Here is a 26,998-nt window from a genome sequence, read left to right on the forward strand (position 1 = left end):
ATTCTTCTCCCATGAGGGGACACCAGGTCATCATGTCTTTCGCCTACTCAAAGGGCTGGAAAGCGACCTTCTTCGACGCCGACCGAAGACGAACCTTGTTACCGCGAACCGCCTTCTTCAATAGCGACGAGGCGATGGTAGAGTTCATTAGCCGGGCTGGCGGTGCGAAGACCCTTGAAGATCGCAACATTCTTGAGATGGTAATGAGACGCAACTTCGGCGATGTGGCACTCGACCTGACGACGGAGCAGTATCGCAAGCTTCGAGAAAAGTAAGCTAGGAAGCATATGTGTGGCCGTTACTACCGACGCGCCGATAAGCAAAAGATCGCTGAAGCCTTCCACGCCACCCAGGTAGATGGCGTCCCGCTGCCCCCGTGGGACTATAACGTCGCCCCCACCTCCGTGCAGCCGATCATCCGTCAGAGCCGGGACACCGGCGAACGCGAACTCGTCTCGCTGCGCTGGGGGCTCGTGCCGTTCTTCGCGAAGAGCCTAGCCGATTTCAAGGGCTTCTCCACTATCAATGCTCGCGCTGAGACGGTCACGAAATCTCAAACCTACCGCCAGCCATTCCAGAAACGCCGCTGCGTTATCCCCGCCTCCGGCCACTACGAGTGGAAGAAGCTTGACGCCAAGAATAAGCAGCCCTTCGCCTTCGACCTTACCAATGGCCAGATGATGGGCTTCGCCGGACTGTGGGACGCATGGAAGGATCCGGCCAACGGGCAATGGTTACAGAGTTACACCATCATCACCACCGACGCGAATGAGCTTATGGCTCCTGTGCACGATAGGATGCCAGTTATCCTGCACCCCGCTGACTTTGATCGTTGGCTCGACCGGCAGGAGACCGAGCGACTTCCTATCGACCTGCTGAGACCGTTCCCTGCTGAGGAAATCGAGACCTTCGAGGTCTCTAAAGACGTCGGGAACGTAAAGAACAACTCCGCCGAGCTCTGAATAGTAAATAGGTACCTGTAAGCGAAACGCCAGAGCAGCTCACTCTGCGAGCCAATTCCCTTCTCAACGACGCGCTACGCCTTTCGATCCAGAACAGCGGAGACCACTCAGCATTTGAACGGTGCATGGGAGAAGCCAAGAGGAAACGGATGACCTGGGTAGAGGGGTTGGAGCGCACAGTCAGCTCTCTGCGTGCAGAGAAGAACTAGATGTGCGGGCCGTTATTGCTAAGTGGCGTGGCGGGCTAGTTACGCTATGCAGAGGGCGTCTTCTTCTGGATCACGAACTCGGCCAACGGAGTAGCCTTTGTTGGTGGCCGCATCTCATACCCTCTCGTTAGCGTTCCCTGCTCACCGATTCGATACAACTTCTCTGCCGTTAGGTTTGTTGTGAAGCAGCCAAGACCATGTGTATCGACTCTCGAACGTGGTCGACGGTTTCGTGACTTATGCCATGAGCGCCACATCATTTTTGCTGGAGATAATTTTGCCCTTGCGCAGAATGATTGGCCGGTGACCCTGGAAGACGCCACATCGGTGTTGCCTGTTTCATCTGTATTTCAGCTAAGGAACAGATTTTTTCACCGACTCCCTACCTCATTTCACGTCGGTGTGGCTGTGATAAGTGCCTGCCTTCGCCAAGATTACGCCACTACAACAAAGAGAAATTGATCGAACGAAAGCACAGAAGATAACAAGGTTTAGCGCGATATACGTTTAGGGCTGGCAATGAACGATGCTTTTTATTCGGAGGTCTGCAGCGAGCGATTCCGTATATGATCTCGACGTCAGCGTCCACCCCGGTCGCAAATATTTTAACTGCAAGCCGGAATGGCGTGAAGAGTTCATCCATTTCCTGCTTGTCGACCGATTCGACGATGCCACGCCCCGTCGGTCCGCTGGCGCACCGCCCGCGCGTCTGGAAATGGCACGGCAGCGCAGCTCGGCCAATTCTGCGGCGGCAAAATACGGGGCGTCATCAACCACCTCGATTACGTGAACGGCCTCGGCTGCTCCGCTATCTGGCTCTCGCCCATCTTCGAGAATAATGATGCCCTTCGCCCGCCTCCGGCAACTACCATGGCTACTCCATCCAGAACTACATGAACGTCGACCCACGCTTCGGCACGACGCAGGGTCTCATCGACCTCGTCACAATGGCTCACCAGCGCGACATGCGCGTTTTCCTGGATGTTGTTCAACCACTCCGGCGACAACTGGCAGTCTCCCCTCCATGCAGCCTTTAAATACTCCAACAGTCGGCAGTTTCTCTTGAACGCGTTCCGTCTGCCCAACCGTCCGCTGCCTATCGAACTCCGCGACCAGAACCTCTATCATCGCCACGGCCAGATCCAAAACTAGGACGTTTTTCCCGAGTCTTGTCACTTGGCACCGGTTTGTTGGCTACACCTTACTACCCGGCGGCAAGCCGACTTGTTTGGCCATTCTCTCTGCTACTCGCGTAAAATCAAATAATAACGGGGGTTGCGACATGAGTAGAAAGTCTGTCAGCTTCATGGTTTCCTCCGAGAAGGTTGGAAGGCTCGATGCTTTGGCGTCGACGAAGGAAAGAGACCGCTCCTTCGTTCTGAACGAGGCTATCGATCTGTACCTCGACCTGAACGAACACCATGGCCGTCTGATCGAGCAAGGCATCGCCGATGCCGATGCGGGTCGTGTCACATCGCACGAAGACATTGGACGTGCACTCGATGAACGCGTCGGCAACGCATCGCACGAGTTGCCTCGTAGATGATTGTTTGGACGAACACAGCCAAGGCACATATGCTGCACCTAGACAGGCGCCCACTGGATCTCACCATCGACAGCGTCCGCATCACGGCACAGGCGGATGTTCAGTGACGTAACCGTATGTTCCCGGTGCGCCATTAGGACGGTTGCCGGAAAACGCCTCACCGCGGCATTTTCGGCGCCAACTTCCGAGGAGATCACTCGAATGGTGGACAAGTTGAAGCCGAAGCTGGCCCGCGTATTGCCAACTCCAGACTCTGTAGCAACGTGTTCATGAACACGTTGGCGTTGGCGCTCCAACAATCACATCCGGAATGATTCACTGCTACCGTACAGCCGGGCAGAACCTGTTCGCAGAACACACCAAAGAGCCCTCGCAAGGCCAGCGCCGAACTGAAGCGGGAGCGGCCATCCGGCAATAAGTCAACGGTCACCGAAGCTCACGATGACGTTGCGGAAGTGGCTAATGCAGATCTTCGTTCGTATCCTTGCTCCGTATATCTTCCAGGAACTCCGACGGGTTCTGTGCACTCGAGATAAGTAGTCGGTCGCGGGCTCTCGTGCTGGAGGCAAATAATTAATCCGCCTACTGAACAATAGATTTGCCTACTAGGCAAATATTCCGCCTACTGAAGGCGGCGGTCGCATGCTTGACCAGGAATTCGGGCGAGTCAAAGGACCTGATTGAGATACCGTTTGGTGGTTGGGTCCAATTGGGTGAGGTACGCCTGAAGAATTCAAAAGACGCGCAGTCGATACGTCAGATGCGCCCAGAAAGATGGACCCGACGTTTACAAGTACCGCTACATCATCATGCCCATGCCTAATGGGCTAGTATCACTCCCGCAAAAGCGCGTTATCGCAACTTCGATGCTGAATCTGCCAAAGACCCCGTTTTTCGGCAGATACCTGAGCCACGTGTCCGAAATGCCGACTATACAGACACGTGGTCCACTTTTCGCATCCTGCGGCCCCCCTCTTAGAGCGATTTGAGTTGTCGGCGTATATCGACACTAATCCGGACATGACTTCCAATTAGTACCGGGAAGTCGGCTTGTCGGTAGTGATCTCGGACGAATCGATCATTGATGCTGGAAAACGGAGTTAGGGCAACTTCAAATCGTAAACCCGACTTTCAGGGAGGTAGACTGGCAGCGCATATGGAAGGGTGAATTTAGGACGCCAATGATGAAGCTGACGTTCGACGAACGAAGCTGCTCACCCAAGCGGCAATTCCAAGAGACGCAGCCAGAGTTAGCTGCCATAGGGCGGTCGTCGAGAACTCGATTGACGGGAAGGGCGCTAATCATGATCGTCCGATGCGTTTCCAGCTTTTTTATAACAGAGCACTCTACGTGGGTGGCCGAATGGGCATGGGGGCTGCTATTGATCGTGCTGACTGTCCTCATCCACAGTCGGGCCTATGGATGGTAAGGCAGACGGCGCCTCGGGCTCTCAGCCATCCCGTTCTTCGGCGCCACCACGGACCATAATCCTCACGATCACCTCTGGCATGACCTTGTCGGCGGCGGCCCTGCACGGAATGGAGGCCGCTCTCTGGGCGCTTGTGTATCAATTTCTCAAAGCCTTGCCCGATTATCAGGTAGCAATGCTTTACTCGCTGAACGCGATTACAAGCTATGGCCACGCGAACCTGCAGCTGGAAGACCGTTGGCACCTCATGGGCGCAATGGAGGCGCTGAACGGGTGGCTCTTATTCGGGCTGAGCGTAGCCTTCCTGTTCGCGACGATGCATAGGCTTTGGTCATTAGATAGCGAGTGAGAACACGGCCCCGGACAGCTTACAAGTCTGGCGCCAGTGACACTGCAAAAGTTGCGGACGCGCTGGACGACGATCAGACCAACACCATGAACCGAGTTGACATCTTGCGATATGGTTGCACCACGTCCAGAGGCGGCGTGTGATGGGTTGTGTATAACCAGAGACGTTGGCCGCGAACTTGTCGAAAAACCGACTTTGTCGGGAGTTAATGTAGGCAAATTTGCGCGGGGTAAAAAAGAGTCTGCCTACCGATTCATTCGGTTGACCCACTGTGTCAGTGTCACATTGACTACAAGGGAGAACGCATCCTGGACCATCTTTATTGAGTCTGAAGTTCGTGGGCCAACCCTCCAATCGGAGTGATTTGCCTGGAGCCAATGCTCCAACTCGATCGATTTGTAACCGTTTGCCTTCCAACGACTTCCACGAATTCAACAGTGTCTTGCTGGCGCTGGGATAAAGCTCAACTCCAGATTCAATTTGCCGAAGTCGAATGGTCGCCTCTCGTCCACATCCAGAACCAAATCGATAGTGCGGTGTGACTCATCAATCGACGCCATAGGAGTTACAACACAGTTGACATACCCTCGTGTCGCATAGAGTTTTCTCAAATTTTCTGAGCCTTTGCCGAATTTACTTGTATTGAAGACTTCACCGCTTCGCAGTGAAAAGAGGGCACGGTGTGGTTTGTGACATTATTTGTCGTAGCTTTGAAATGGTTTGGCGCAGGGTGAGGCTTTTCGGGGTCAGTGCCTGCTATGTACTGGAGGTCAGGCCCTACCGACCGCAGCCGCTTATAGACGTCGAGGGATAGATCGCGAAATGGAGTTATTGGTAATCGCCAAACGGCCACTCAGTGCTAGACGACTGTAACGCATAGATAGGTGAATTGAATTGACGAGGGCGAACTTTTTGCTACGCGTCTGCGGGAATGTTCGGATTGTCTTTCTCGCGGCCTTCCACCTGGCTCAGGAAACGTTCCAGAAGAGGGTTGAAAGTGTCTGGTCCCTGCCAGAACGGAACATGCCCCAATCCCTGGAGTCGGTGGGAGCGTCCTCCCCATAGGTTGCGGAACGCGACCGTATCGAAGTAGTCGAGCTTGATTACGGGGTCAGCTGCACCGTTGATCACGGCGATGGGGATGGTAGCTCCCTCGACGGCACGCCGCTGGTCGGTTCCGGCACCCTCACGTGCAGCCTCGAAGAGTCGCTTGCGAAAGCGGCCGTCCGCACGTGCCGCGGCTTCGAAGAGAAATGGCTCAGCAGAGTGGCCGAAGAGACCGCCAATGAAGGACTGGATCTCCGCCTCGGAGAGCACTTCCTTCCCTGCGAGGCTGCCATTCGGCGAAGTATTGAAACCCTGCACCATGTTGTTCACCCCGTTCACCTTCGCGACAGGCGGAGAGCCGGAGAGCAGCAGACTGCGCATACCAGTAAAACGGGACAGCATCTCAATGGCGACGTGTCCGCCGAGCGACCAGCCGAAGACGACCGCCTCAGAGAGGCCAAGCTTACCGAGCAACTCCACGGAAGCATCGGCGAAGCCGGGTAGCGTATAGCTTCGCTGAGGATCGGGCGCGTTGGTAGACTCGCCATGACCTGGAAGGTCGAAGGCGATCAACCGGTACTTCTCCGTGAGCGAAGACTCTAGTTGATGGCGGAAGACACCGCGGCAGGAGGAATTGCCATGGATCAGTAGCAGAGAAACCTTGCCTTCACCTCGCTCCTCGACTGCGAGCGTGCCGTGCGATGTAACGATGCTGTGCTGTTGAATCAAACCCTTCATGCGTAAAGCTCCTCCTGCTGAACTACTTTTGTGAGTTGTTTCCAAATCCGCTTGTTAGATGAGTCACATCGACAGAAGTTTCATCAGAACGGATCCATCAACTCAAGGCTTTTTCGTAACAGAAGTCGCTAACGAACTAGTGTCTGCGGCGCCCCAGGTTAGAAAATTCCGCGTGCGGGGCGGCGCCCGATGAGATCTCGTAGCTTAGTACCAGATTACCCGGACTAGATACATCCTCTTCGGGGATCGCCAGCATCGACCTTCGCATTGCCTCCGCCGCGTACGGTTTGGAAGATACGCAGCATGGAACTGGCCTGCCCGTCATTTTGTACCACTGAGATTGTTAGTGTCGCGCAAGGGTTGATGCGACGGGAGGCCCTTACAATCCGCGGTCCACATATATGTGCCGACAGCAACAATTGAAGCACTTTTTGAGTTGATTCTTAGTTCAACGCCGCCATATTATCTTCATGAACCGTGAAGAGTTTCTGGACCAGTCAGCAAGAATTCTTGTTGATCTGCGATTTGAGGAGCCCGACGCCGAGACCACGGATGACGATATCCCGTTTTAGCGTCGGTAACTTCTCATAAACGCCGTTTTCGAAGAGAGCCAACGGCGCTGATAAGCCACTTGGGAGATACAAATTCGGTCTTGCCGAGTTGCCTCGACTACCGGCATCAATATGCCCCACCGGCCTCACAGAGGCTAACGTGTATCAGGATCCCTCTTCGGGCTTACTACTCCTTCGTCTTCCGTTCCAATATCAAGCGATATTTCAGGCCGACTTCCTTCTCGACGCTAGCCTCGTTTTGTTGGAGGTTCGAGCGTCTGAATGGGGTTATAGAGGGTCTCGCGGACTAATGTTTCCGACGCTTCGGGTTGCCGGAGGATGACGGGTCTGCCATATCGTTCTCCGGCACGAGTGTGAACCCCGGGAGGATGCGCATTTCGCCTTGGAAGAGGTGGTAGTGATCGAAGGTGAACTCGCTAATTTGCGTATCAAATGGACCCCAGATCTGAAAGCTCGTGTTCCAATCTTCCTGCTTCTGCGCGAGCATTGTTGGGCCATCGATGGATGGATATGCTCCGCAGGGGAACCATGTGGACTTTATCTCCCATCGCAATGGGACCGTATTCCGCCATCACATCGGAGCGATTCGCACTCTGGTGGAAGTGGACCAGTTGCTATTCGTATTATGGACCTTTTTCCAATCCATATTTGGCCTAACGTTAGTTACAAGGGGTACCCAAGAGTTATGAAATGTTCCGCAATGCTGAGTTTCTTGCCAATCGAAGAGTTCCACCGAACCGTGCATGGACGCAAACCCTTGACGAATCAACAGACGGAGCTGTCGCATGGCATGGGTACTACTTAGCATTGCTGGTATTTTCGAAATCGCGTTCGCTTTCGGAATGAAGTGGTCTCAAGGTTTCACGCGCTTGATCCCTGCACTCTTCACGGTTGCTACTGGCTTGTCGAGTGTGATTCTTCTTTCACGTTCGCTACGTACTCTTCCCGTGGGGACGGCCTACGCGGTCTGGACCGGCATCGGCGCGGCGGGCACTGCGATTCTCGGAATGGCGATGCTCGGCGAATCAGCAGCGCCGATGAGGGTGCTCTGCATTGCCTTTATTGTGACAGGCGTTATCGGACTCAAGCTGTTTTCGGGGAGCTGAGAGTGATCTCTCATAAGAGGGCACACAATGATCGCGGTTACTGAAGCGAATGGATATTCAAGGCAACTTGTAATCGAGGGACTAGTAGAGCGGGTGCCTGCGAAGCAGGTAATTGCGGCGGTATTTAGCCCTGAGAAGCCTCCGAGCTTTGGAGCGCTTGACTTCCAGGTGTGCGAAGCTGATTACACCCGCCCGGGCCCCAGGCTTCTATTTACATGTCGGAGGTCTCCATCGTGATGGAGACCAAGGCCGAAAGAAACAGGTTAGTGAGGACCACAGCTTCATAAAATACTGACTACATTCAGGTCGTTAATGGGAATTAAATTATACAAACCCTACAAACCTCCTTGTGTCCTGATTCACAAATGCAGGCCCCGCTGATGGACCGAAAACGTTGACCCGTTGGTGGGCTCCCCACCGAAACGACATCGTCAAAGGCCGCGTTGACACAATTGACGCAAGATGTCCCAAAAGAACGTTCGATGAGGTATTAACAATGGACAGACTGAAAAACAAATGTGCTCTTCTGATGGGAGCTACAAGTGGGATAGGCCAACATTGCGCCGTGATGTTCGCTCGGGAAGGAGCTCGCATCGTGTTGACGGGTCGGCGGGTCGCCCAAGGTGAAGCGGTAGCACGGAGCATTATCGAAGCGGGCGGCGATGCGATGTTTCAGAGGTGTGATGTCACCGAACCAGCTTCGGTCGAGGAGGCGGTCCAATGCGCTGTCGGCCGGTTGGGCCGACTTGATATCCTCCTCAATAATGCAGGCGGCTCGGGCAACACGGATGGCCCAGCGACAACCGCAGCTCTTGACGAATTTTGGAATAAGATCCGTGTGGATTATTTCGGAACGTTTCTCGCCCTTCGTTTCGCAATCCCCGAACTAGTCAAAAGCGGAGGTGGCTCAGTAATCAACATGGTATCTATGGCAGGTTTTGGAAATTTGACCGGCGGACGGTCTGCATATGCCTCTTCGAAGGCGGCAGTGATGAATCTGACTAGAACTACGGCGCACACCTTTGCCAAGGATCGCGTCCGGGTCAACGCGGTCGCGCCCGCTGCAGTCGGCACCGATCGGGTCAAGAAAATGCTTGCGGACCGACCTGAGGCCATGGCCGCCCTAGCATCTCAACAATTTGGCCTCATCGAGCCCGATGACATCGCATATACGGCTGTCTTTTTAGCATCTGAAGAGTCGCGCATGATCACCGGCCATACAATCCCGGTAGATGCAGGGTCCTTCGCCGATTAAGCACAGCAGAGGGACAAGTTGTACTCAGCTCGCCAGAGCCGCTCGGCAGCCTCCTTGCTCAGTAATGTATCAGTAGCCATTTCTCGGCCACTGAATGGCCTACCGATGCAAAAGAACAGAAAATCTGGTGGCGCCGGTTTAGCGGTGCGGTATTTCTCCGACGGAGAAGCCGGTATCACCGTCCAAGAATTGGTTATTTTAAATAGATTATTTTCCGTAAAGAAAGGCGATCGATGCCAAGTTTGCGCCAGATAGGCGCTTTACGTTGGATATATGAATCAGTCGATGGATGAAGTATCTACTCGCCTTGAACACCGGCCAAGCAAGCAAAGAGTTGAGACTGGTGCGCCGGAGTTTGCAGGACGTGTGCGTGTTGATCAAACGAACCTCCCTTCTGGTCTCTCTTGTTGGTTGTTGCCATCGACACGCTTCACCTCGAGGTCCCAACTTCTATGTTCGCGGTGGCTGCGTAGATACGTATTTGTCAGGCATACGAATGCCTACTGCGGCGCTATGTAAGCGGTTCATCGACCTTTCTGCTTGAGATAACTGGACCAGTCCATTTGGTCATTATGGCCCTTCTCTCCCCTCCACAGGTGGCCTAGTGTTGATTTAGGCAGAAACTTCGATGGAAGCAAGATCTGAGACGTACGAGAACCTATCAACCAATCGAGACGGGAGGACTGCCACCATTGCATTTTGCTGGATGGGGGGCTGAGCGGATCCTCCCTATTTCAGCGATATGTGAGTACGACTGCCGCGACGATAACGGGATCAAAGTGAAAGGAGTCGACACGCGCAATATTGCGGAAGCCTTCTCATGTTTACGGATCGCAATAAGTGACGACAACTCACTGAGCCGATCACCCGAACCGCACAACAACTGAATTGGGGAAAATTTCAATGACAACAACAACCAGCACTCTGAAAATGCAACCAAGTCAAATGGACCTAGGCGTAGCGATTGTGTCCTCCGTCGTGGCTGCCCTCAACCAGGGGAACGTTACCCATGCTCTCGACCTGTTTGGTCGGGATGTGAAATTCACCGACCATGCACTCGGGCTCGAATTCAATGGCAAAGCACGGCTGGAGGAGTTTTTCCGAAAGGTTAGAGAGCTCTTCCCCGATGCTCACTTGGACGTGACAAATGTAATCGCAAGCAAGAATCAGATCGTTGCAGAATGGACTTTCACTGCGACACATACTGAGTTCGCTTGGCCCGGGCGCGAAGGCCGAGTGTCAAGATCCCTCCGAGGTGTTTCTACCGTGAGAATGACGGACGGCCGAATCGGCGAGTGGTCAGAATACTATGACGAGCTAACTGCGCGGCGCAGCAAACTCGCCGATTTCTTTACGGAATGGATAGAACTCTAACAGTCACCGCGTTCCATTGTTATGGTCGGCGAGTTTCTCAGCTGATCTGCGAATCCGCCGCGTTGGTTGGACCGGCTCGTGTGGAGAGAACTAGCGTAGGCGTGTCGGTTACCTGACCGAGTCATGGAGTTTATACACTGGTTTGTTGTTTTGGTCCTTTTATTTGTGACTTACCTTGTGAGAAGAATAGAACGACTCAAAACCGGGCTTAGTATTTGGAGTTCAGTATTCGTGACGTTTTTCTTTAGCCCGATCGGTCACTCGGAAATCGATCTAATCATGAAAGTGCAATTGGGAGAGATCAGTCGATGGTAAGAGTCAGGAAGGCGGGAGCAACCCAGGTTGTCAGCTCACTCATCTCCGTTTTTCGCGATCATGGATTTGAGGCGGCGAGCCTGAGCTTGCTCACTGAATCGTCGGGCCTCATCAAAGCGAGCTTGTACCATCGCTTTCCCGGAGGGAAGAAAGAGATGGCGCTTGCGGCCCTCACCGAAACAGATCGTATCTTCGCGACGTATGTATTGGCTCCGGTCGATGCCGACGGTGAGCCTTCTCGGAGATTGAAACTCATAAGAGAGCGATTGGACGAGTTCTACGAGGGTGGAGCTCAAGCTTGTCTCCTTGAGACCTTGAGTATCGCTAGTACACCCGAATCCGTGCGAGCTCATGTGAAGAACACACTTAGCTTTTGGATCGATAAGTTCACGCAGTTATCCGTGGAAGCAGGTTTCCCGACAAAAGAGGCGCGGATACGCGCTGAAGGTGCAGTCGCCGCCATTGAGGGTGCTCTAATCGTTTCTCGAGCCCAGGCAAGCAAAGGGGAGTTTAGACGAAGCCTGGAGTCGCTTGCTGATCGCCTTCTGAATCAATAACCAAGAATAATCAGGATATCTACTATAGCCCAATAATTTTATCCCGTCGATGCCGGGAACCCGACCTAGATTTCGGACACAACAGAATCGGCCAAGGCACAATGTCACGATCATTTACTGACTCATGCAAACATTTGTTTGCATCAACAGGTGAAGCCGTGGGAAGACTTACATCGTCTCCAGTTCCCACCAATCGGTGCACGATCGTCGGTGACGGGCACCTCAAGCGACATTGGCCGAGCTACTTGCCTACCTTTGGCACGGCATGGATGAAAAGTTTTCGCCGCGTTCGTAAAGATGAAGATGCAGACGCACTTGTTAGCGCAGCACGAGGCATTGTTGAGCCGCTTAGAATCGATGTCGAAGATCAGCAGTCAATCTCCGCGCGGCAGCAAAAGACGTTGCGGAACGGCTGGGTGATCGTGGCCTCGATGCTCTATTTAATGATGCCGGGATTGGAATGACATCTCCTGTCGAGCACACTCCCTTGGACAAAACTCGTGAAATCTTTGAGATCAATCTGTTCGGTCAGGTAGCGGTCATCCAAACGTTCCCGCCGCTTGTGCGGCGTGCCAAGGGACGGATCATTAAGATGGGCGCGGTCGGCGATCACATTACACCACCTTTAGCGGACGCTCTGCTGGTTCGAAAGCAGCATTCGTTTTCCATGACTGCTGCACTGCGTTTAGAGCTCCGTGCACAAGGTATCCACGTGTGTCTGGCTGAGGCCGACGCAATCATTACACCAATTCATGCTACCTCATCGTCTCGCATTTCGTTCTTCGAAAACAATGGCGTATACACTGCATCACGAAGCGTAAATGACTTATGTCTCGCGTTGTGCGCTTAAAGATCATCAGCTATGTTCGTGATCGCTGCAATGCCACCCTTCCCCAACACGGTCGCGGCCTGAGCTTGCGCCACTCTCCACGCAGGTGCAGCTTTATGCAACAGAGCCTTGCCGGACCTCGTGAGGACGATAGGTCTGCTTCGTCCATCTGCTTCTTGCTCCATTTCTTCAACCCAGCCTTCGGAGAGTAGGAGTTGGAGATTTCGACTTAGCGTCGATCGCTCCTGATAATTGTACCGCCCAATCTCCGCGCGGCTGGCGGATCTCAGTCTGCAGATAACTACAAGCAATGTGAACTGAGGGGAATTGATTCCAAAAGGTCGAAGCTCGTTATCGTAAATTCCAGTGATAACTCGAGAAATTCGGCGCGTTCGCGTAACTAGGCAGTTACTTGAAATCTCATGGATCACATCATCCTGGTGCTCCGAGCTCGTCTTTTTGGTCATACGGATTATGATGATGTAGATACAACATATTGTCAAACATCGCCTGCGCCAGATTCAAATCAAATAGCTTGTCGAAGATTCAACTACTTCTGATGCTCTGCAGGAGGCTTTCCCGTCGTGATCAATCAAGGAAGTAGAGGTGGTATGAATCCTCCAAATTCCCGTTCGATGATCTCGGCAAAACGGATTGGGGTAAGGTCCTCGTACATCGGGCCGAGAAACTGAGCACCAATCGGCAAACCTTCGTTAGAAAGACCGATGGGGGCCACTGTCGCCGGCAAGCCCGGAGTTGTCGCTAGGCCCGCCCAGACAAGTTGATCGGCATAGTTATAGCTCGCTCCATCGATTACGATTTGGCGGTTCCACAGATCCGGAGTCTGGTCATGAGGGAACGCGGGGGTGGGCATCACCGGACAAAGGACTATGTCGAACTCGGCGAATAGTTCTCGCCAGCGTTGACGGAGCTGCACGCGCTCATTATCCGCGACAAGCCAATCTCGGTGACTCAGCACGGAGCCGCGTGTGCGTTCGGCTGCAAGGCTCAGATCAGAGGCATCAAGCGCAGCGGCTTCTACACGCAGGCGCTCATATACCTCGGCCGGTAAACTTATTGACAGTGAGGACCTCAACAAGCGCATATAGAGCCGCGCCGCCTCAACCTGTTCAGGCAGTAGCGAACTCTTGCGTTGCACCTTGACGCCTGCCTTAGTCAGTATGTTGGCCAATCGGTCGATTGCAGTACGTACACTCGAAGCGGTTGGGATCAGTGGGTGCGTGTCCAAGACAAGAACACGATAGCTTGTCAGATTCTCATGCCGCGCCGGCAGTAGGGCAGTCCTGTAGGCAATCCCAAGGGTAGTCTCATCTGGATCGGTTAGCAGTTGAAGCATCAGGGAGAGGTCCATGGCGCTACGCGCCATAGGGCCGACAACGGCTAAATCGCGTTCATATGCCAGTGGCCGGGTTGACGGTGGCGTGTGGCCTCTTCCCGGCAAGAGTCCGAAGGTCGGCTTATGCGCGTAGATTCCACAATAGTGCGCCGGAGCCCGTAGCGAGCCTGCGATGTCGGAGCCAATGGACAAAGGTCCATAACCGGCGGCCAACGCCGCCGCCGATCCGCCAGAGGAACCGCCCGGCGTGCGGCTAAGATCCCATGGATTATTCGTCGATCCGTAGATGGAGTTGTAGCTTTGGAGGTCGCTCAATGCAAAGGGAACGTTAGTCTTACCAAGAACCACAGCACCGGCCGCCTTTACTCGGTCGACGACTACAGCATCTTCTGTGGCTGTGTGATCCTTGAACGGTGGAATACCCCATGTAGTGGGTAAGCCGGCGACATTGAACGATTCCTTAACTGTCATCGGGACGCCAAGAAGCGGCCGCAGGTCTCCGCGTCCACGTGCCACGTCTGCAGCACGCGCCGCAGCGAGCGCCCGCTCGAAATCAGGCACACAGATTGCATTGATATCTATGTCGTGACGTTCTATCCGCTCAATTGCGGTTTGTGTGAGTTCCACAGACGAAGCCTTTCGTGTTGCCATTGCCACTACCAGTTCGGTTGCTGTAGCGTACGACAAATCTGATGCGGTCACTGCGCGTCTCCTATCCATTGCCGTGCTGAACACACCCCCTTTTGTGCCCGGAAAAGCGACTCAGCGTTTTTTCGTTTTGCCTTTGGTCGACGCCTGGGTTAGATCAGCGTTTAGGTCAAATCGGCGACGACAATAGACTGAAAGCTGCCGCCTACTGTCGCTTGCGGCGGTCGTGCTCGCTATGGCGGTGTATTGGCACCTATTAGCGTAACGGCTCGAATCATTCGGAACACCCAGGCATAGCGTGGTTCATTTTCAAGCAAAACGGATGTCATGTTGGGCCTTTGTCAACAATCGACAATGCACATCGATAGTAAATACAAGTTGGACGCCGCCGAGTTGGTGCGTTGCGTTGGAGCGAAGACGCAGATACATATCCACTCCTACAATCGTCGCAATTCGGCGAAAAGGGATAACCGTCAAAATCCACGTGCGTAGCAAGCCGTTGGATGTGTTTTTGTGACGCTTCCCAACCGGAGCCCGTTGCGGATTCCTGGTGCGCCATCACCCGTTCTCACGTTCTAAGACTGATGCATGTTCATGGATGAAGTCCCGAAGACAGATCGGCCGTTTCCCAGTCAAACGGGCGAACTGGTCAGTCATTCGGTCATAGCGCCCTTCCCTATGCAGTTCTCCCATCGTGGATAGGTGATCGAGCACATGCTCGGACAAACCGCTTTTAACCATGTCTTCACGCCAAGGGCCCTGAGGCACATCAACATACTTAATTGTGCGCCCAAGCACATTACTAACTTCGTCTGCATAGAAGGTCATGTTTTCCGATTGTGGACCCGTCAACTCGATTGTGGTCCCTATATGGAGTTGGGGATCTTCCAAGATGACAGACAGCGCCAGCGCCACGTCTCGCGCTGCAATTGGAGATGTCTTTCCCAAACCAAATGGTACTCGAATCTCGTTAAAATTCTTTATGTTATGAGCTGAAAACTTTAGGAAGAATCCGTCCATAAACATCGTTGGTCTGACGTGAACAATCGGCAGCCCCGACCAATTCAACGTCTGTTCTGCCAACCAGTGAAGTTTGTGTTGAGGACTGCTTGTCGTTTCCGTGATACTCATCTGAGAAACAGTCAACTGCGACATATTCACGAATGCTTCAATGCCATGATGCTTGGCGACCGCTGCAACATTTACCGTTGCAGCCAGATATTCAGGCGACACAGTCATACTGAAATACAACGAGCCGCACCCCTCGATAGCGCGGTGCATGTCAGAGAGGCTAAGCAGATCGCCAACCACTATCTCTGCTCCCAGCAAACGGAGGGATTCAGATCGTTCATCTTCACGCCGAACCATCGCTCGTATTTGCTTTCCTCTCTTAAGCAACAATCGCGTTACGGTGTTACCAACTCCTCCGATATTCCCGCTTGCTCCTGTGATCAAGATGGGCTTCAAACCTGTCATACTAATATCCTTTCTTCCAAGCGATGTTGGACTCTATCTCCCGAAAGAGCAACCTCCTACACTCCGCCCTCACGGCCAAACTCTTATACGAACGTACAAACAACACAATGCTCTCTGGACACGATGTTGCATATACACCATAATACGCTTATGCTCATCAAACGCGGTACTTTCATTTCAGCGAAGTTCAGTTTTCCTTACTGCTTGCTTACTCTGACGCGACTAAAGGCTTTAGATACACCTATAAGTTCGTTACCGAGCTGAATGACTAGGACATCGATCATATCTTTGTCATTTATCGCCACCTAAGGAAGGCCGTTGATACACCTATTCGGGTGCTGGAGCTTCAACACTCACATCCGCGGCGCAAGCTTTTACCTTTGTTAACTCGTTGATGCTTCCTTGACCCATGGCCAAACTTAGATGTTGTGCCCACGACATAGTCGTGTAGGCAGGCAATCTCAAAAAACAGGGCGCATAAAGACGCTTTAACCTGTCACATAATCTCTTCGAATGTTCGAAGATGAGGAGCGAATTTTGACGATTGCAAAAACATTGTTTCATCCTGAGTTCATCCAGGATCCCTATCCCACCTACCGAGAGTTTCAGGCAGCAGGTAGTATTCATGAACTCGATTGGGGCAACCGGAAGCTATGGACGGTTTTCAACTATGAAGATTGTCTTTTGGCACTAAAGGATCAGAGGCTGTCTGCTAAACGTGTATCGGCCTTGCTCGCGGTCTTTTCGGAAGAAGATCGTGCACAGTTTTCCGAATTGACACGCATGTTGTCCCTTTGGCTCCTCTTCATGGATGCTCCAGAACATTCCCGCCTTCGTAAGCTGATGAACCAGGGTTTTTCTCCTGCGGCCATCGAGCTTTTACGTCCTCAGGTTAATGCTATTGTCGATCGCGTTATAGACTCCATCGGCAATGCTTCCGAAATTGATATCATGTCAGCGATTGCACACCCGTTGCCCGTAATCGTCATAGGGGAACTCTTGGGCGGGGCGGAGACAACCTACAGTCAACTTTGTGAGTGGTCGGATGCGATTGCCCAGTTTTTCGGAAACCCAAGACGCACGATAGGTCAGACTGCTGCCGCGCAAGATGCAGTTTTTAACCTTACCCAGCATTTTCGTCAGATTGTCGCGAAGAGGCGCCGGGACAAGGGAAGTGATCTGATCAGTTTTCTGCTCGACATCGAAGCGGATGGAGAGGTACTCAGTGAAGATGAACTTTACGCCCAGTGCATTATGCTTCTGTTCGCGGGACACGAAACCACTCGAAATCTAATAGGAAACGGAATCTATAGTCTGCTTCAGCATCCGTATCAGCGCGAAACACTCCGTCAGGATCTTGACCTGATCCGAAGCAGCGTGGAAGAACTGCTGCGCTATGAAAGCCCTGTGCAATATCTGGCTCGCACTGCCAAAGAGGAGATCGAGATTTGCGGTGTGCGTATAGAACCGGGAAACACGATTATGATCATGCTGGCAGCGGCGAATCGCGATCCAGATCGATTCGAAAATCCGGATCGTCTCGATTTGAAGCGCGTGAATAATCCGCATCTCGCGTTTGGCGGTGGACCGCACTTCTGTATCGGCAATCAGCTAGCTCGGCTTCAGGGCCAGACTTCTATTCTCAGAATGGTTCAGAAGTTTCCTGGAATGCAACTAACTAATCAGGCGCCTTCGCGGGTAGCAAATAACGCGTTTCGGGGGTTTAAGGCTCTTCCAATTTATCTCTGAATATTGCTTCTGATCGATGGCTTCCTCATCGACAATGCAATGTCACTCTTCTGGGCTTGCTGGGCGAACCCCGCACAGCAAGCCGTCTTGCCCAAACAGCTGATCCCCATTAAGACATCTTCGATCCGTATCGGATCACTGGCTGCGAAGGGATCATTCACGTGTGTTGACTTGTTAGTGCTCACACTACCTCTTGTAAGTATCTAGTACAAGATTGACGCGGGATACTGAGAAAGCCTTTCTCGAAGGACCGAATGGACTAGTCTTGATTTGGATTATGGACCTTTGTCGTCTTCTAAATACAGTTTAATGTCGTTCGTGGGGAGATGAGGGGCGAGATCAAATAGATACTATCAACTCAGAATTCGTTGGCGGTGCCGCCTCAGGGCGGCCAATACACAATGGCACCGATTCTTCCAACTCAGATTGAAGATAAGGCCTAACGTATATCGGAAGCCTGCGCTCATGCACGCTGCTTTCAGAGCTATCTTGGAGAAACACAATGCGTTTTTTTATTCCCATGCGTCGATCATTGGTCGTAGTGTCGCTTTTGAGCGCACTCATCTTCAACACGCCCGTAACAACTGCCCAGGCGGTAGGTCCTACTACTGATTCCTCATCAAAGGCGGAGACGATCGAATGGGTGTTCCGAGTTCGTTACGGTTTTCATGACGAGTGGTTTCGAATCTTCCGGAAATATCAGGTCGCTATACTCGAGCGACAGAAGCAGCTTGGCTACGTCAAGGATTACTCCATCTGGTCTCCTGGTTTGCACACAAGTGAAGACTCTCGGTGGGACTATCGTATCGTGGTCACACGCACATCACACGATGCTCCGTCCGGACAATCTGAATCTGATCTGGCCAAACAACTGTTTCCTGATCAACAAGCATTTCGTCGTGAGGAAGAACGCCGATGGAACCTAACCACTAATCACTGGGATCTACCAATCTACCAAGTTAGACCTTAATCGACTTTTATCGTGCTTCCGAGTCGAGTGGGCCTATCTCTTTGTATGCCTCACCGTCCCACTTGCGAACAGACAAGGTACCGCGTACCAGGTTTAGGATGGAGATGTTTGGTCACGGAGAACCCGACCCCTCCTCGTGCGAGAGGAGGGCGGCGGGACCTTGTCATTTCGCGAGGTGCATCTTGCACTTGGGCTCAACAACAAGCCGGACAGCCAGTACCGGCATGACAAATTGCAAGAAGCGATTGTCGGAAGAAAGTTACTGTCGTCGTGTTTGAGAGATTCATTGCGGACTGTCAGATGCCAATCCAATCTTTGAAGGAACTGGTACATTCTGTCGAAAGCTGGCGTTCCCTATCAGACGGAAACAGCCACAGCGCAATCACCTCAACCCGGCCGAAGCAAAATCCTGGTCCATGTCGTCCCAGATCTCCCCCACCACTCGCTGGGCTGATTCAAACGCGCCCTGCATCCAGCCATGCCAGCGTGACGTATGCTCTCCTGCAAATAGAATTCGACCCTCCCTGCGTGCTCCTGCAGCAATGAAGCTGAGCTGGCCAGGACCGAACAACGGTAGGGCGCCTTGCTGCCAAGGGTCGAGGCGCCAGCTCTTGGATCGCGCTGCCTCAAAGTGTTCTCGCGATCCGGGGAACAAAACTTCGGCCTCCGCAAGCGTCGTCTGCACCCGTGCCTCCTCGTCCATCTCGTCGAGCTTTACCGCATTGCGAAAGACCTCGCTCCGTATCAATCCACGTTCCTTGGCGGAGCCGAGTCCCAGCGCGGAGAAACGGTCCGACATCAAATCATCGGCCTGAGCGCTCCCACTCTGCCCTCGCGATCTCCAGAACTGCTCCCGCATCTGGAGAAAGACCTTATGCACGGGAGCATAATTCAGATTCCGGACCACATGTTGTTTTTCAGGTGAAAGGCGGGCCTCGACGAACAGGTTCCTCGAAACCGAAAACGGAAGAGCGGACACCACGTAGTCGCCTCGAACTGTCTCGCATTCGCCGCCACGCTCAATCACTGCCCAGGCACTCCGATCGTCCTGCCCGATGCTGAGAATGCGGCATCCAAAGCGAACGGTTCCTCCCAGCTTTTCAGCCAGCGCAGCCGGAAGCTGATCGTTGCCACCACGAATGTGGAAATAATTCTTCGATGCCTGGCCATTGAGCATAACCGTAAGCAGCAGAGCGTAACTGACGGATGTGTCCGTACTCGGCATCATGAGCTCAATGGCCTCGGAAGAGAGACCCTGTTTCGCCAAATACTCCTGAATTGTGAAGTGATCCAAAGCCAGAATTGATTCTGGAATCTGTCTTGCGTCTTCGCTCACCATCAACTGCGCCAGTGGGCCGGCCAGATATTGCTTCAACAAACCCGAGCGGCCGAGGCGGCGCTCCTCGGTGCGCAGTTTGAAGGGCCAATCCGGTTCCGAACCCTTCCCCACAACGTAGTTGTGCCCTCGCACGCGAACGACCTCCGCGAGGTCGCCGCCGGTGAGAACCTCCAGCTGCAGTCCGAACTCACGTACGTAGGATAGCGTCAACTCGTGAGTATCCGGAATGCGGGTCGCTCCGGTTTCAGCTGTGAGCCCCGAATATAGACCCTCGCGAAGAGTTTGAACTCTGCCTCCCACCCGTCCCTGGCCTTCAAGAACAACAACCTGAAAACCGCGCTTCTTCAACTCATAGGCGCAGGAGAGGCCTGCCAGCCCACCACCCGCGATAATCACCTTCTGCTGAGACGGCACAACTGGAGTGAGTGTGGCTGCAGAAAGAGAAGTAGCACGAGTTAGACCCGCGGCCGTTGCCGATGTTAAAAAACTCCGCCGATTCATCATCCCCTCACCCTCACTCTTTCGTCTAACATGCGAAACCGTGGCCCGACATCTCGTGAAGCAACACCGATGGATTGGAGGGATTTCGCTGACTGCGAGAATTTCGGGGTTCCGTGCCTTGTCGGGATCCACAAGATTTATCGATTTGAAGCGCTTTAGCAATCTCCCGCACCGTCGGCAGCGTGGCATCTTCCTGCGCCATCAATGAGCTTGCTGTGATCAGGGCGCTCACTATGAGAAATCTCAGTACCCTGATCGCTTTTGCGTTTTGTATGAGTTTGAATACCAGTTAGTTCTCATGTTTATTTCTCGTCACATCTCCAACTTTAGCCTGCTTTGAATTATCAAACTGGTCCATATTGCACAGGGTTAGTGGTCCACTCTTGGCAAAGAAAATAACAATCAAAAAATAGGGAGGCCACCTAGCTTACAATCCGGCTGCGTGAGACTACCATCGGAAGAAGAGCAGCATAGGGCGTTAGACTCAGCTCATTTACACCTAATACCCTCTCGGTGTGAATTACCAAACTCAGGAAGGCGGAGCTGATCGGAATGATCCAAAACGCTTCCAAAGTGGTGTTCCCACAAGCGTGCCCCGAGGTTACCAGAGCGATCCAAGGACGACCCGACCGTGAGCCATTTCAGAAGGGTCGGATGTAAACCAGCATCGAACAGTGCGAAGCCTGCGGCAAGAACGCAGGTGTCCGCTTGGACGCCGCAAACCAATATACGATCCATTCGCATACCTCGAAGATATTCGATAGCGGCCGGCGGCGGGAGATAGCCACGTTTTATGTAAACGCGGTTGGCGGGTATGAGAGTCTCGTCAGCTTTTCCGGGTTTCCATCGCAGCTGTCCTTCAAACGGCGTCACTGATTCATCATGCCTCTCGACGGTGGCCACGCTGGGGAGTAAGGCGCTTAATTCTCTGATCCCATGCAGAATTTCTATCGGTACAGGGAAGCTAGACTGAACATCGACGATGAGGAGGGCTTGTTTCATGATGCCTTCTGTGACTTTCACGTTTATCGCGGCAGGATGCCGCGCTAGTTGCCAATAAACTTCAGTCCGAGAATCCCCGTAACGATCAGCCCCAGGCAAGCTAGTCTGCTTAAAGCCGCCGACTCCCCAAACAGCACGATGCCCAGCCCTACTGTACCCACCGCGCCAATTCCGGTCCATACCGCGTACGCCGTACCCAGCGGCAGACTCCGCGTCGCAACCCCTACCAGGCCCAGGCTCAGCACAATCATGATCGCAGTCGCTACCGACGGCCACAGCCGAGTAAATCCTTCCGAGTATTTCAGCCCGACCGAAAATCCTGTCTCAAACACACCGGCAATCACAAGGATCGCCCACGCATACGGTTTCATTGCTTTCTCCTTGAACTTCGTCTTACAGACTTGCCTGTCTTCGGACTGCTTCTACTGCGTCCGCAAAACACTTCTTACTGCGTCGGAAAGCCTTGTCGTAGGCCTTCCTATGAGCCCGCTGAGATCACGAAACGTGCTGTCCAGGTCTCCCAGATTTGCCCTTGTATCCGCATCGATAATCACATCGACGGTCATCTGAGGCAGTCCGAAACCTAGCAGGATGGGCGCGTAATCCTCGGCGGATAGGTCTTGGTAGGGAATATCTCGACCAATTTGCTTCGATACCTCGGAAGCGAGCTCAGCCATCGAAAAGGATAGGTCTCCAGCTAACTCGTATGTCGTGCTTCTTGAAACGGGCTGCGTAAGGACGGCAACCGCAGCCGCGGCGTAGTCGGCGCGTGATGCCGATGCAAATCTTCCGTCGCCGGAGCTTCCGATGAGGGCACCGTGCTCTACAGCGTCTCCAAGTACCGATGTGTGATTCTCCAAATACCAGCCGTTTCGAAGAATCACGAACGGCAGACCGGAAATCCGGATATATTCCTCCGTCTGTTTATGTTCTCGAGCGAGAAAGAGCCCCGAAGTGTTAGCGCGAAGCAGACTGGTATAAACCAGCAACTCCGCTCCCGCTTCCTTCGCCGCGTCGATTACTACTCTGTGGAGCTTGAATCTCTGACTGACTTCGGCAACCGAAATGAGTAGGACTCTCTTAGCACCATGAAACGCGGTACCTATGGTTTCCGGGCGGGTGTAGTCAGCTTCACGCACCTGCACACCAAGTGTTGCAAAGTGGGAAGCTTTCTCGGGATTGCGCACGGCTGCAATGATCTGACTTGCAGGCACTCGCTCGATGAGTCCCTCAATTACGAGTTGACCTAAAAGTCCATTTGCTCCGGTGACTGCGATCATTGTGTCCTTTCAGACGATTAGGAAATTCCGTATCGTTTGGGATGCCGCATTTCGGTTAACAGTGCCGCGATCGACCGAATTATTCGAAAACGTTCTAAACGAACGAGCTGGACTAGCTCCGCGCCATGGATGTCGATTCAATGTCTACCTTGAGGAGGGGTGCGATGCTCGCACCCTTCTTGATTCACTTGATGAGCCATTCCAGTCTCCGGGGAGCAAAGTCAAGCTCTCGCCTCGCCTTCGCATTCGAAGCTGCGCTCAACCTCGTCTGGTAGTAAACCGCATCTTCTCCAGCAACCTCTTGCGCCAGCTCCGCAGTGATGAACGGCGGAGCCGGAGCACCAATGAAACTGGCAAACCTGGGCAGCCAAACACTCACGGTCGAGGGATCGTCGTCCACGACAACATATTTACCCGGATCCGCCGTGAGAGCCGCCACCGTTGCGTGCGCCGCATCTTCGATATGAACGAACGACCATTTCGCTTCGCCCCCTTCAATCAATGGAAACTGCTGCTGTCGAACCTGATCCGCCGTCCCGCCGTCCGGGGCATACCAGGTGTTCGGCCCATAAAAAAATCCGTATCGCAACGCGACGCCCTCAATCGACGATTCCAGCACTCTCTGCTCCAGATGTGCATACATTTGTGCATAGCCAGCGATGAGCGGGCTTGCATTCACAGCAAACGGCGAACTCTCATTTGCCAAGGCACCCTCGGCCTCAAGAAAGAATCCACTCGACTGCTGGATGTAACGGCGGACACCGCATGCGAGAGCAGCCCGGTGCAGAATGCCTCCGCCCTCTATGCGCAATTTTTTGTCACGTTCCGCATACGAAGGAAGCTCTGATGGAGCCTTCGGAATCAATGTCAGTTCATCGATTACCGCCTCCGCATTCGAGGCCCGCAGCGCCGCCTCCACAGCACCTTTATCAAACGCATTCGCTATCGCAACCTCCACGCCATACTCTCGAAGCCTCTTCGCCCCAGCCTCGGAGTGCGTCATTCCCGCCACCGTGTGGCCTTTGCGAATCAACTCCGCTATCAGCCGCTGACCGATCGCTCCACTCGCTCCTGCAACAAATACTTTCATCACTCTCTCCTCTTTATTTCGCCGGAACGTGAGACGGCACTCGTTGTTTTGCACAGTAATTTGTAGGCTTCGTTGGGCTCCCATTGCAACCCACGGCGTGCACATTTTCCGGACTCTTATAGAACCGTCCCATCTGGTCGAAGAGCGTTACTTCCTTCCAGGCCGATACTCACCCGGCACCATGCGGAATGTGATCGCAAGCCGGTTCCACCCATTGATCGTGATGATCGCCAGCGTAAGGTTCACCAACTCTTCCTCTGAAAAGTTCGATTTGGCTTTTTCATAGATAGCGTCGGGAACATGTCCTTCCCTGACTAAAGTGATGGCTTCTGTCAGCGCCAGCGCCACACGCTCGCGTTCGGTAAAGAACGGTGTCTCCTCCCATGCTGCGAGTGCATAGAGCCGCTGCTCTGTCTCACCGTCCGCACGCGCATCCTTCGAGTGCATGTCGAGGCAGTACGCGCATCCGTTGATCTGCGACGCCCGCATCTTCACCAGTTGAAGTAGAGCAGGCTCAAGTCTGGATTGCTTGCGAACAAACATCTCCAGCCCAAGCATGGCCTGATACGCGCTCGGGGATACCTTCTGTGCTTCTAATCGTGCTTGCATTGTTCTATCTCCTGAAATAAACACTCGGTGGCCCAACAGCTGCCAGATGGCGGATTCCGGCTGAGGCAGGTCATGACTTGCGATCAACGGTCGGTGAACGGAGGGATGGTTCGTCGAGACAGCAACTCATCCACACTGAATGGGAAGCTTTCGCGGCTTGCGAGAAGCAAGGCCCCTCCTATTCCCGTGAGGACCGCAAAATTCAGGGGTGCCTTGATCCCTAATGCAAGCGTCATTGACACTCCGAACGTAAATAAGAGAAGTCCACTTAGCAGAGCGGCAACGCGTGTGCGCCAGCCGACTAGGAGAAGAAGACCGAAAACAATTTCAGCGGCAGTGGCGATGATCCCCAACGGGAGGATCATTTTCGCCGGCAAATACCAGTTGAGGGTGTGGGTATAGTCCAAGAACCGTGAGAAATTTCCCCACTCGACATTGGGTTGCCCGACCGGCCCCCACAGACCCAATCGGTCCGCTACGGCTGATAAGAAACCAACGCCGAGCCCAATTCTTAGCAACAGGGTTGCGTAATCTGCGAATTTCGATTCGTTCGCTGTAATCGTGTTCATATGTTTCCTCCTGACTTGAATGTCTGTGGACAGAACCGCTCGCGATTGTAGGGTTACTTTGCGGGTATCACCAGCGGAGCGCCCTTCTTGTTGATTAGGAACACGAGGAATTTTGCTGGCTTCGTACTACTAGCGTTCCTGCTAACGATGTGAATGTCGCTGGGATCCTCATAAAAGCTCTGACCTGGCCCCAGAGTGAGCTCTTTTTGCCCTCTTACCTGCATCACGACGGAGCCCTCTAGCACGTAAACGGACACCTGGGCATCGTGGCGGTGGATGGGGCTCGAAAATCCAGGGGGAAAATCTACGGTGTACATGAGAACTTGCTCGCCAGGAAGTACTGCCAGATCTTTCGTTATGAGAGGTGTAATTGTCTCCTGCGCCGACGACGGCGTGGCTACCTTCTGCGCCATTAGCGTGCTCGTTGGGATCAGGGCGCCGGTTATGAGAGATGCCAGCAGTAATATTGGTTTTGAGCCTGTTTTGCGCCGCGTTTCCAGTGTTGTTCGCATCGGTTTATCTCCTTACAGCCAACACTAGACTTTATGTGGATTAGAGAGAAGGTCCATAATGAACAGAGGAACTGGTCCACTCCCCAATTTCAAGGATGTCCAGTGACAAGCGATGTCTAAAGAAGAAACATTTCAAGATCTCTCACTTGACCCGCCGTCTGGCGAGCAAGACCTCTGGCGTTGGCTCTACATAGAACTGCGCGGCGCCATTCTCGACGGACGTTTGAGGTCCGGCACTCGCATGCCTTCTACACGCAGCCTCGCGAAGCAGTACTCGCTCTCGCGAGGAACCGTCGTCGTGGCCTTCGACCAGCTACAGGCCGAGGGATATACGCGCACTGAAGTTGGGTCAGGAACCTATGTCGCCTCAGGCGTTCCTGATGTCTTGCTACCCACAGCTCGCAAACCTGCGGCTCTCGCTCTTCCAACATCGAGGGCTACACTCTCGAGAGGTGCGCAACAGTTTCTGAAGGATGTTGAAGTAATGCCGGTATCTCACTCCATCGGCAAGGCTTTTCGTTCCTACGAACCGGCTATAGATCTCTTCCCCGTAGACCTCTGGGCCCGCGTTGCCTCGCGTGTCTTACGCCGAGCTCCACGCTCCCTATATGGTCACGGCAATGCTGCAGGCTACCAACCACTCCGTCGCGCCATTGCAGAGTACGTCGGCGCGTCACGTGGAGTGCACTGCTCTCCTGAACAAATCATCATCACCTCAGGCGCGCAACAGGCCCTCGACTTCATAGGCCGTTTCCTCCTCTCCACCGGCGATCAGGTCTGGATGGAGGATCCTGGCTATTCCCGCGCTCTTCAAACACTCCGCGCTACAGGTGCGCGTATCGTGCCAGTACCGGTAGACGGAGATGGCCTCGTCGTAAAGGCAGGCCGCAAGCTTGCTCCCAATGCAAAGCTCGCATACGTCACGCCTGCAAATCAATTTCCGATGGGCGTCACAATGTCGGCCGACCGCCGCCTGGAACTTCTTCGCTGGGCCGCGAGCGCGAACGCGTGGATCATTGAAGACGAATACGACGCGGAGTATCGATACTCCGGCCGCCCTGTTGCTGCTTTGCAAACGCTCGACAGTTGCGGTTGCGTTATTTACGTTGGCACGTTTACGAAGATGCTCTTCAACGCCTTGCGTCTTGGCTTCATGATCTTGCCCGAACGCCTCGTAGATGCTTTCACATCAGCCCGCACTCTCGTCGACCTCCATCCTCCTACGCTCGATCAAGCCATCCTCGCGGAATTTATTACCGAAGGCCACTTCGGACATCATCTCCGACGTATGCGCCAGACCTACTCGGAACGAATCGACGTTCTCAAGATAGCCGCCGACAAGCATCTCGATGGCTTGCTCAACGTCGTGCACGCCGGCGCTGGCATACGCACACTCGGTTGGCTCAAAACATGGACGTCAGATCACGAAGCTGCCCAACAAGCGCAGAAGTTCAGTCTCGAAGTAACTCCGTTGTCGATGTTCACTACGAAATACGAACAGCCTCCGGCCCTCATGCTCGGATTCGCAAGCTGCAACCCAGCAGAGCTGCGACGTGGCGTCTCTGTCCTCGCGACTGCTTTACGTTCGCGCTAGACCATATAACTCA

At 53.5% G+C, this 26,998-nt stretch carries 29 protein-coding genes and 1 pseudogene; 14 read left to right on the forward strand and 16 right to left on the reverse strand.

Translation table 11 applies throughout. The features are described from left to right. The first annotated feature begins 32 nt into the window (after positions 1-32). From AC5S26_RS09605 to AC5S26_RS09615, 3 genes are all read left to right on the forward strand, one after another. Complete coding sequence (locus tag AC5S26_RS09605) at positions 33-275, forward strand: hypothetical protein (RefSeq protein WP_494184677.1); 243 nt, start codon at positions 33-35, stop codon at positions 273-275. A gap of 12 nt (positions 276-287) precedes the next feature. Then, a complete protein-coding gene (locus AC5S26_RS09610) occupies positions 288-962 on the forward strand; it encodes an SOS response-associated peptidase (protein WP_494184678.1) in 675 nt (224 codons plus the stop codon). Between the two features lie 869 nt (positions 963-1,831). After that, on the forward strand, positions 1,832-2,068 hold the full coding sequence (locus AC5S26_RS09615) for an alpha-amylase family glycosyl hydrolase (protein ID WP_494185397.1): 237 nt from the start codon (positions 1,832-1,834) through the stop codon (positions 2,066-2,068). Here the strand turns inward: AC5S26_RS09615 and AC5S26_RS09620 are convergent. Next, complete coding sequence (locus AC5S26_RS09620; protein WP_494184679.1) at positions 1,954-2,217, reverse strand: hypothetical protein; 264 nt, start codon at positions 2,215-2,217, stop codon at positions 1,954-1,956. The two genes, AC5S26_RS09615 and AC5S26_RS09620, sit on opposite strands and share 115 nt — an antisense overlap. 236 nt (positions 2,218-2,453) lie before the next feature. Between AC5S26_RS09620 and AC5S26_RS09625 the strand changes: the two genes are divergently transcribed. Next, complete coding sequence (locus AC5S26_RS09625) at positions 2,454-2,717, forward strand: CopG family ribbon-helix-helix protein (RefSeq protein ID WP_494184680.1); 264 nt, start codon at positions 2,454-2,456, stop codon at positions 2,715-2,717. 38 nt (positions 2,718-2,755) lie between these two features. Here AC5S26_RS09625 and AC5S26_RS09630 read toward each other — a convergent pair whose 3' ends face one another. Continuing rightward, a complete protein-coding gene (locus tag AC5S26_RS09630) occupies positions 2,756-3,013 on the reverse strand; it encodes a hypothetical protein (RefSeq protein WP_494184681.1) in 258 nt (85 codons plus the stop codon). A 1,213-nt stretch (positions 3,014-4,226) separates the two neighbouring features. Here AC5S26_RS09630 and AC5S26_RS09635 point away from each other — a divergent pair. Further along, complete coding sequence (locus AC5S26_RS09635) at positions 4,227-4,496, forward strand: hypothetical protein (protein WP_494184682.1); 270 nt, start codon at positions 4,227-4,229, stop codon at positions 4,494-4,496. A 431-nt stretch (positions 4,497-4,927) separates the two neighbouring features. On the opposite strand, the pseudogene AC5S26_RS09640 reads toward AC5S26_RS09635, so the two are convergent. From AC5S26_RS09640 to AC5S26_RS09650, 3 genes and pseudogenes are all read right to left on the reverse strand, one after another. Next, positions 4,928-5,164, reverse strand: a pseudogene (locus AC5S26_RS09640) (POTRA domain-containing protein); the annotation flags it as partial. A gap of 247 nt (positions 5,165-5,411) precedes the next feature. Then, positions 5,412-6,281, reverse strand: coding sequence for an alpha/beta fold hydrolase (locus AC5S26_RS09645; protein WP_494184683.1), 870 nt, complete (start codon positions 6,279-6,281; stop codon positions 5,412-5,414). A gap of 858 nt (positions 6,282-7,139) precedes the next feature. After that, positions 7,140-7,340: a hypothetical protein gene (locus AC5S26_RS09650; protein WP_494184684.1), complete on the reverse strand. Its 201-nt coding sequence runs from the start codon at positions 7,338-7,340 to the stop codon at positions 7,140-7,142. A 298-nt stretch (positions 7,341-7,638) separates the two neighbouring features. Between AC5S26_RS09650 and AC5S26_RS09655 the strand changes: the two genes are divergently transcribed. From AC5S26_RS09655 to AC5S26_RS09680, 6 genes are all read left to right on the forward strand, one after another. Next, complete coding sequence (locus tag AC5S26_RS09655; protein WP_494184685.1) at positions 7,639-7,959, forward strand: DMT family transporter; 321 nt, start codon at positions 7,639-7,641, stop codon at positions 7,957-7,959. 496 nt (positions 7,960-8,455) lie between these two features. After that, positions 8,456-9,214, forward strand: a complete 759-nt coding sequence (locus AC5S26_RS09660) for an SDR family NAD(P)-dependent oxidoreductase (RefSeq protein ID WP_494184686.1) — start codon at positions 8,456-8,458, stop codon at positions 9,212-9,214. Positions 9,215-10,117: 903 nt separating this feature from the next. Further along, complete coding sequence (locus tag AC5S26_RS09665) at positions 10,118-10,588, forward strand: nuclear transport factor 2 family protein (protein WP_494184687.1); 471 nt, start codon at positions 10,118-10,120, stop codon at positions 10,586-10,588. Between the two features lie 308 nt (positions 10,589-10,896). After that, positions 10,897-11,460 (forward strand): TetR/AcrR family transcriptional regulator, encoded by a 564-nt coding sequence (locus tag AC5S26_RS09670; protein ID WP_494184688.1) that lies wholly within the window; start codon positions 10,897-10,899, stop codon positions 11,458-11,460. A 269-nt stretch (positions 11,461-11,729) separates the two neighbouring features. Next, positions 11,730-11,924 carry a hypothetical protein gene (locus tag AC5S26_RS09675; RefSeq protein WP_494184689.1) on the forward strand — a complete coding sequence of 65 codons (195 nt, stop codon included), beginning with the start codon at positions 11,730-11,732 and terminating at the stop codon, positions 11,922-11,924. Continuing rightward, the gene (locus AC5S26_RS09680) at positions 11,873-12,310 is read left to right on the forward strand and encodes an SDR family NAD(P)-dependent oxidoreductase (protein ID WP_494185398.1); all 438 of its coding nucleotides are present in this window, start codon (positions 11,873-11,875) and stop codon (positions 12,308-12,310) included. Before AC5S26_RS09675 ends, AC5S26_RS09680 begins: the two co-directional genes overlap by 52 nt. On the opposite strand, the gene AC5S26_RS09685 is transcribed toward AC5S26_RS09680, so the two are convergent. The 3 genes from AC5S26_RS09685 to AC5S26_RS09695 all read right to left on the reverse strand — a co-directional run bounded on the left by AC5S26_RS09685 (position 12,307) and on the right by AC5S26_RS09695 (position 15,770). Next, the gene (locus tag AC5S26_RS09685) at positions 12,307-12,756 is read right to left on the reverse strand and encodes a MarR family winged helix-turn-helix transcriptional regulator (RefSeq protein WP_494184690.1); all 450 of its coding nucleotides are present in this window, start codon (positions 12,754-12,756) and stop codon (positions 12,307-12,309) included. The two genes, AC5S26_RS09680 and AC5S26_RS09685, sit on opposite strands and share 4 nt — an antisense overlap. 125 nt (positions 12,757-12,881) lie before the next feature. Next, positions 12,882-14,348, reverse strand: a complete 1,467-nt coding sequence (locus AC5S26_RS09690; protein WP_494184691.1) for an amidase — start codon at positions 14,346-14,348, stop codon at positions 12,882-12,884. Positions 14,349-14,852: 504 nt separating this feature from the next. Further along, positions 14,853-15,770 (reverse strand): NAD(P)H-binding protein, encoded by a 918-nt coding sequence (locus tag AC5S26_RS09695; RefSeq protein WP_494184692.1) that lies wholly within the window; start codon positions 15,768-15,770, stop codon positions 14,853-14,855. 537 nt (positions 15,771-16,307) lie between these two features. Between AC5S26_RS09695 and AC5S26_RS09700 the strand changes: the two genes are divergently transcribed. Both AC5S26_RS09700 and AC5S26_RS09705 read left to right on the forward strand, forming a co-directional pair. Beyond that, entirely contained in the window at positions 16,308-17,519 is a 1,212-nt protein-coding gene (locus AC5S26_RS09700) for a cytochrome P450 (RefSeq protein WP_494184693.1), read from the forward strand. 502 nt (positions 17,520-18,021) lie between these two features. Further along, the gene (locus AC5S26_RS09705; RefSeq protein WP_494184694.1) at positions 18,022-18,489 is read left to right on the forward strand and encodes a hypothetical protein; all 468 of its coding nucleotides are present in this window, start codon (positions 18,022-18,024) and stop codon (positions 18,487-18,489) included. A gap of 382 nt (positions 18,490-18,871) precedes the next feature. Here the strand turns inward: AC5S26_RS09705 and AC5S26_RS09710 are convergent, their stop codons facing one another. The 8 genes from AC5S26_RS09710 to AC5S26_RS09745 form a co-directional block, all read right to left on the reverse strand. After that, on the reverse strand, positions 18,872-20,332 hold the full coding sequence (locus AC5S26_RS09710; RefSeq protein ID WP_494184695.1) for a flavin monoamine oxidase family protein: 1,461 nt from the start codon (positions 20,330-20,332) through the stop codon (positions 18,872-18,874). A 486-nt stretch (positions 20,333-20,818) separates the two neighbouring features. Next, positions 20,819-21,331: a cysteine hydrolase family protein gene (locus AC5S26_RS09715; protein ID WP_494184696.1), complete on the reverse strand. Its 513-nt coding sequence runs from the start codon at positions 21,329-21,331 to the stop codon at positions 20,819-20,821. Between the two features lie 44 nt (positions 21,332-21,375). Continuing rightward, positions 21,376-21,702 carry a DMT family transporter gene (locus AC5S26_RS09720; RefSeq protein ID WP_494184697.1) on the reverse strand — a complete coding sequence of 109 codons (327 nt, stop codon included), beginning with the start codon at positions 21,700-21,702 and terminating at the stop codon, positions 21,376-21,378. Positions 21,703-21,753: 51 nt separating this feature from the next. Next, complete coding sequence (locus AC5S26_RS09725; RefSeq protein WP_494184698.1) at positions 21,754-22,611, reverse strand: NAD(P)H-binding protein; 858 nt, start codon at positions 22,609-22,611, stop codon at positions 21,754-21,756. Positions 22,612-22,795: 184 nt separating this feature from the next. Beyond that, positions 22,796-23,701, reverse strand: a complete 906-nt coding sequence (locus AC5S26_RS09730; protein ID WP_494184699.1) for an NAD-dependent epimerase/dehydratase family protein — start codon at positions 23,699-23,701, stop codon at positions 22,796-22,798. A 147-nt stretch (positions 23,702-23,848) separates the two neighbouring features. After that, a complete protein-coding gene (locus AC5S26_RS09735) occupies positions 23,849-24,310 on the reverse strand; it encodes a carboxymuconolactone decarboxylase family protein (protein ID WP_494184700.1) in 462 nt (153 codons plus the stop codon). An 83-nt stretch (positions 24,311-24,393) separates the two neighbouring features. Next, a complete protein-coding gene (locus AC5S26_RS09740; RefSeq protein WP_494184701.1) occupies positions 24,394-24,879 on the reverse strand; it encodes a DoxX family protein in 486 nt (161 codons plus the stop codon). Between the two features lie 53 nt (positions 24,880-24,932). Continuing rightward, positions 24,933-25,391 (reverse strand): cupin domain-containing protein, encoded by a 459-nt coding sequence (locus AC5S26_RS09745; protein ID WP_494184702.1) that lies wholly within the window; start codon positions 25,389-25,391, stop codon positions 24,933-24,935. Positions 25,392-25,503: 112 nt separating this feature from the next. On the opposite strand from AC5S26_RS09745, the gene pdxR reads away from it, so the two are divergent. Next, positions 25,504-26,985: a MocR-like pyridoxine biosynthesis transcription factor PdxR gene (pdxR, locus tag AC5S26_RS09750; protein WP_494184703.1), complete on the forward strand. Its 1,482-nt coding sequence runs from the start codon at positions 25,504-25,506 to the stop codon at positions 26,983-26,985. Positions 26,986-26,998 lie beyond the last annotated feature (13 nt).

The sequence above is a fragment of the Edaphobacter sp. FHG110511_03 genome (assembly GCF_059115365.1).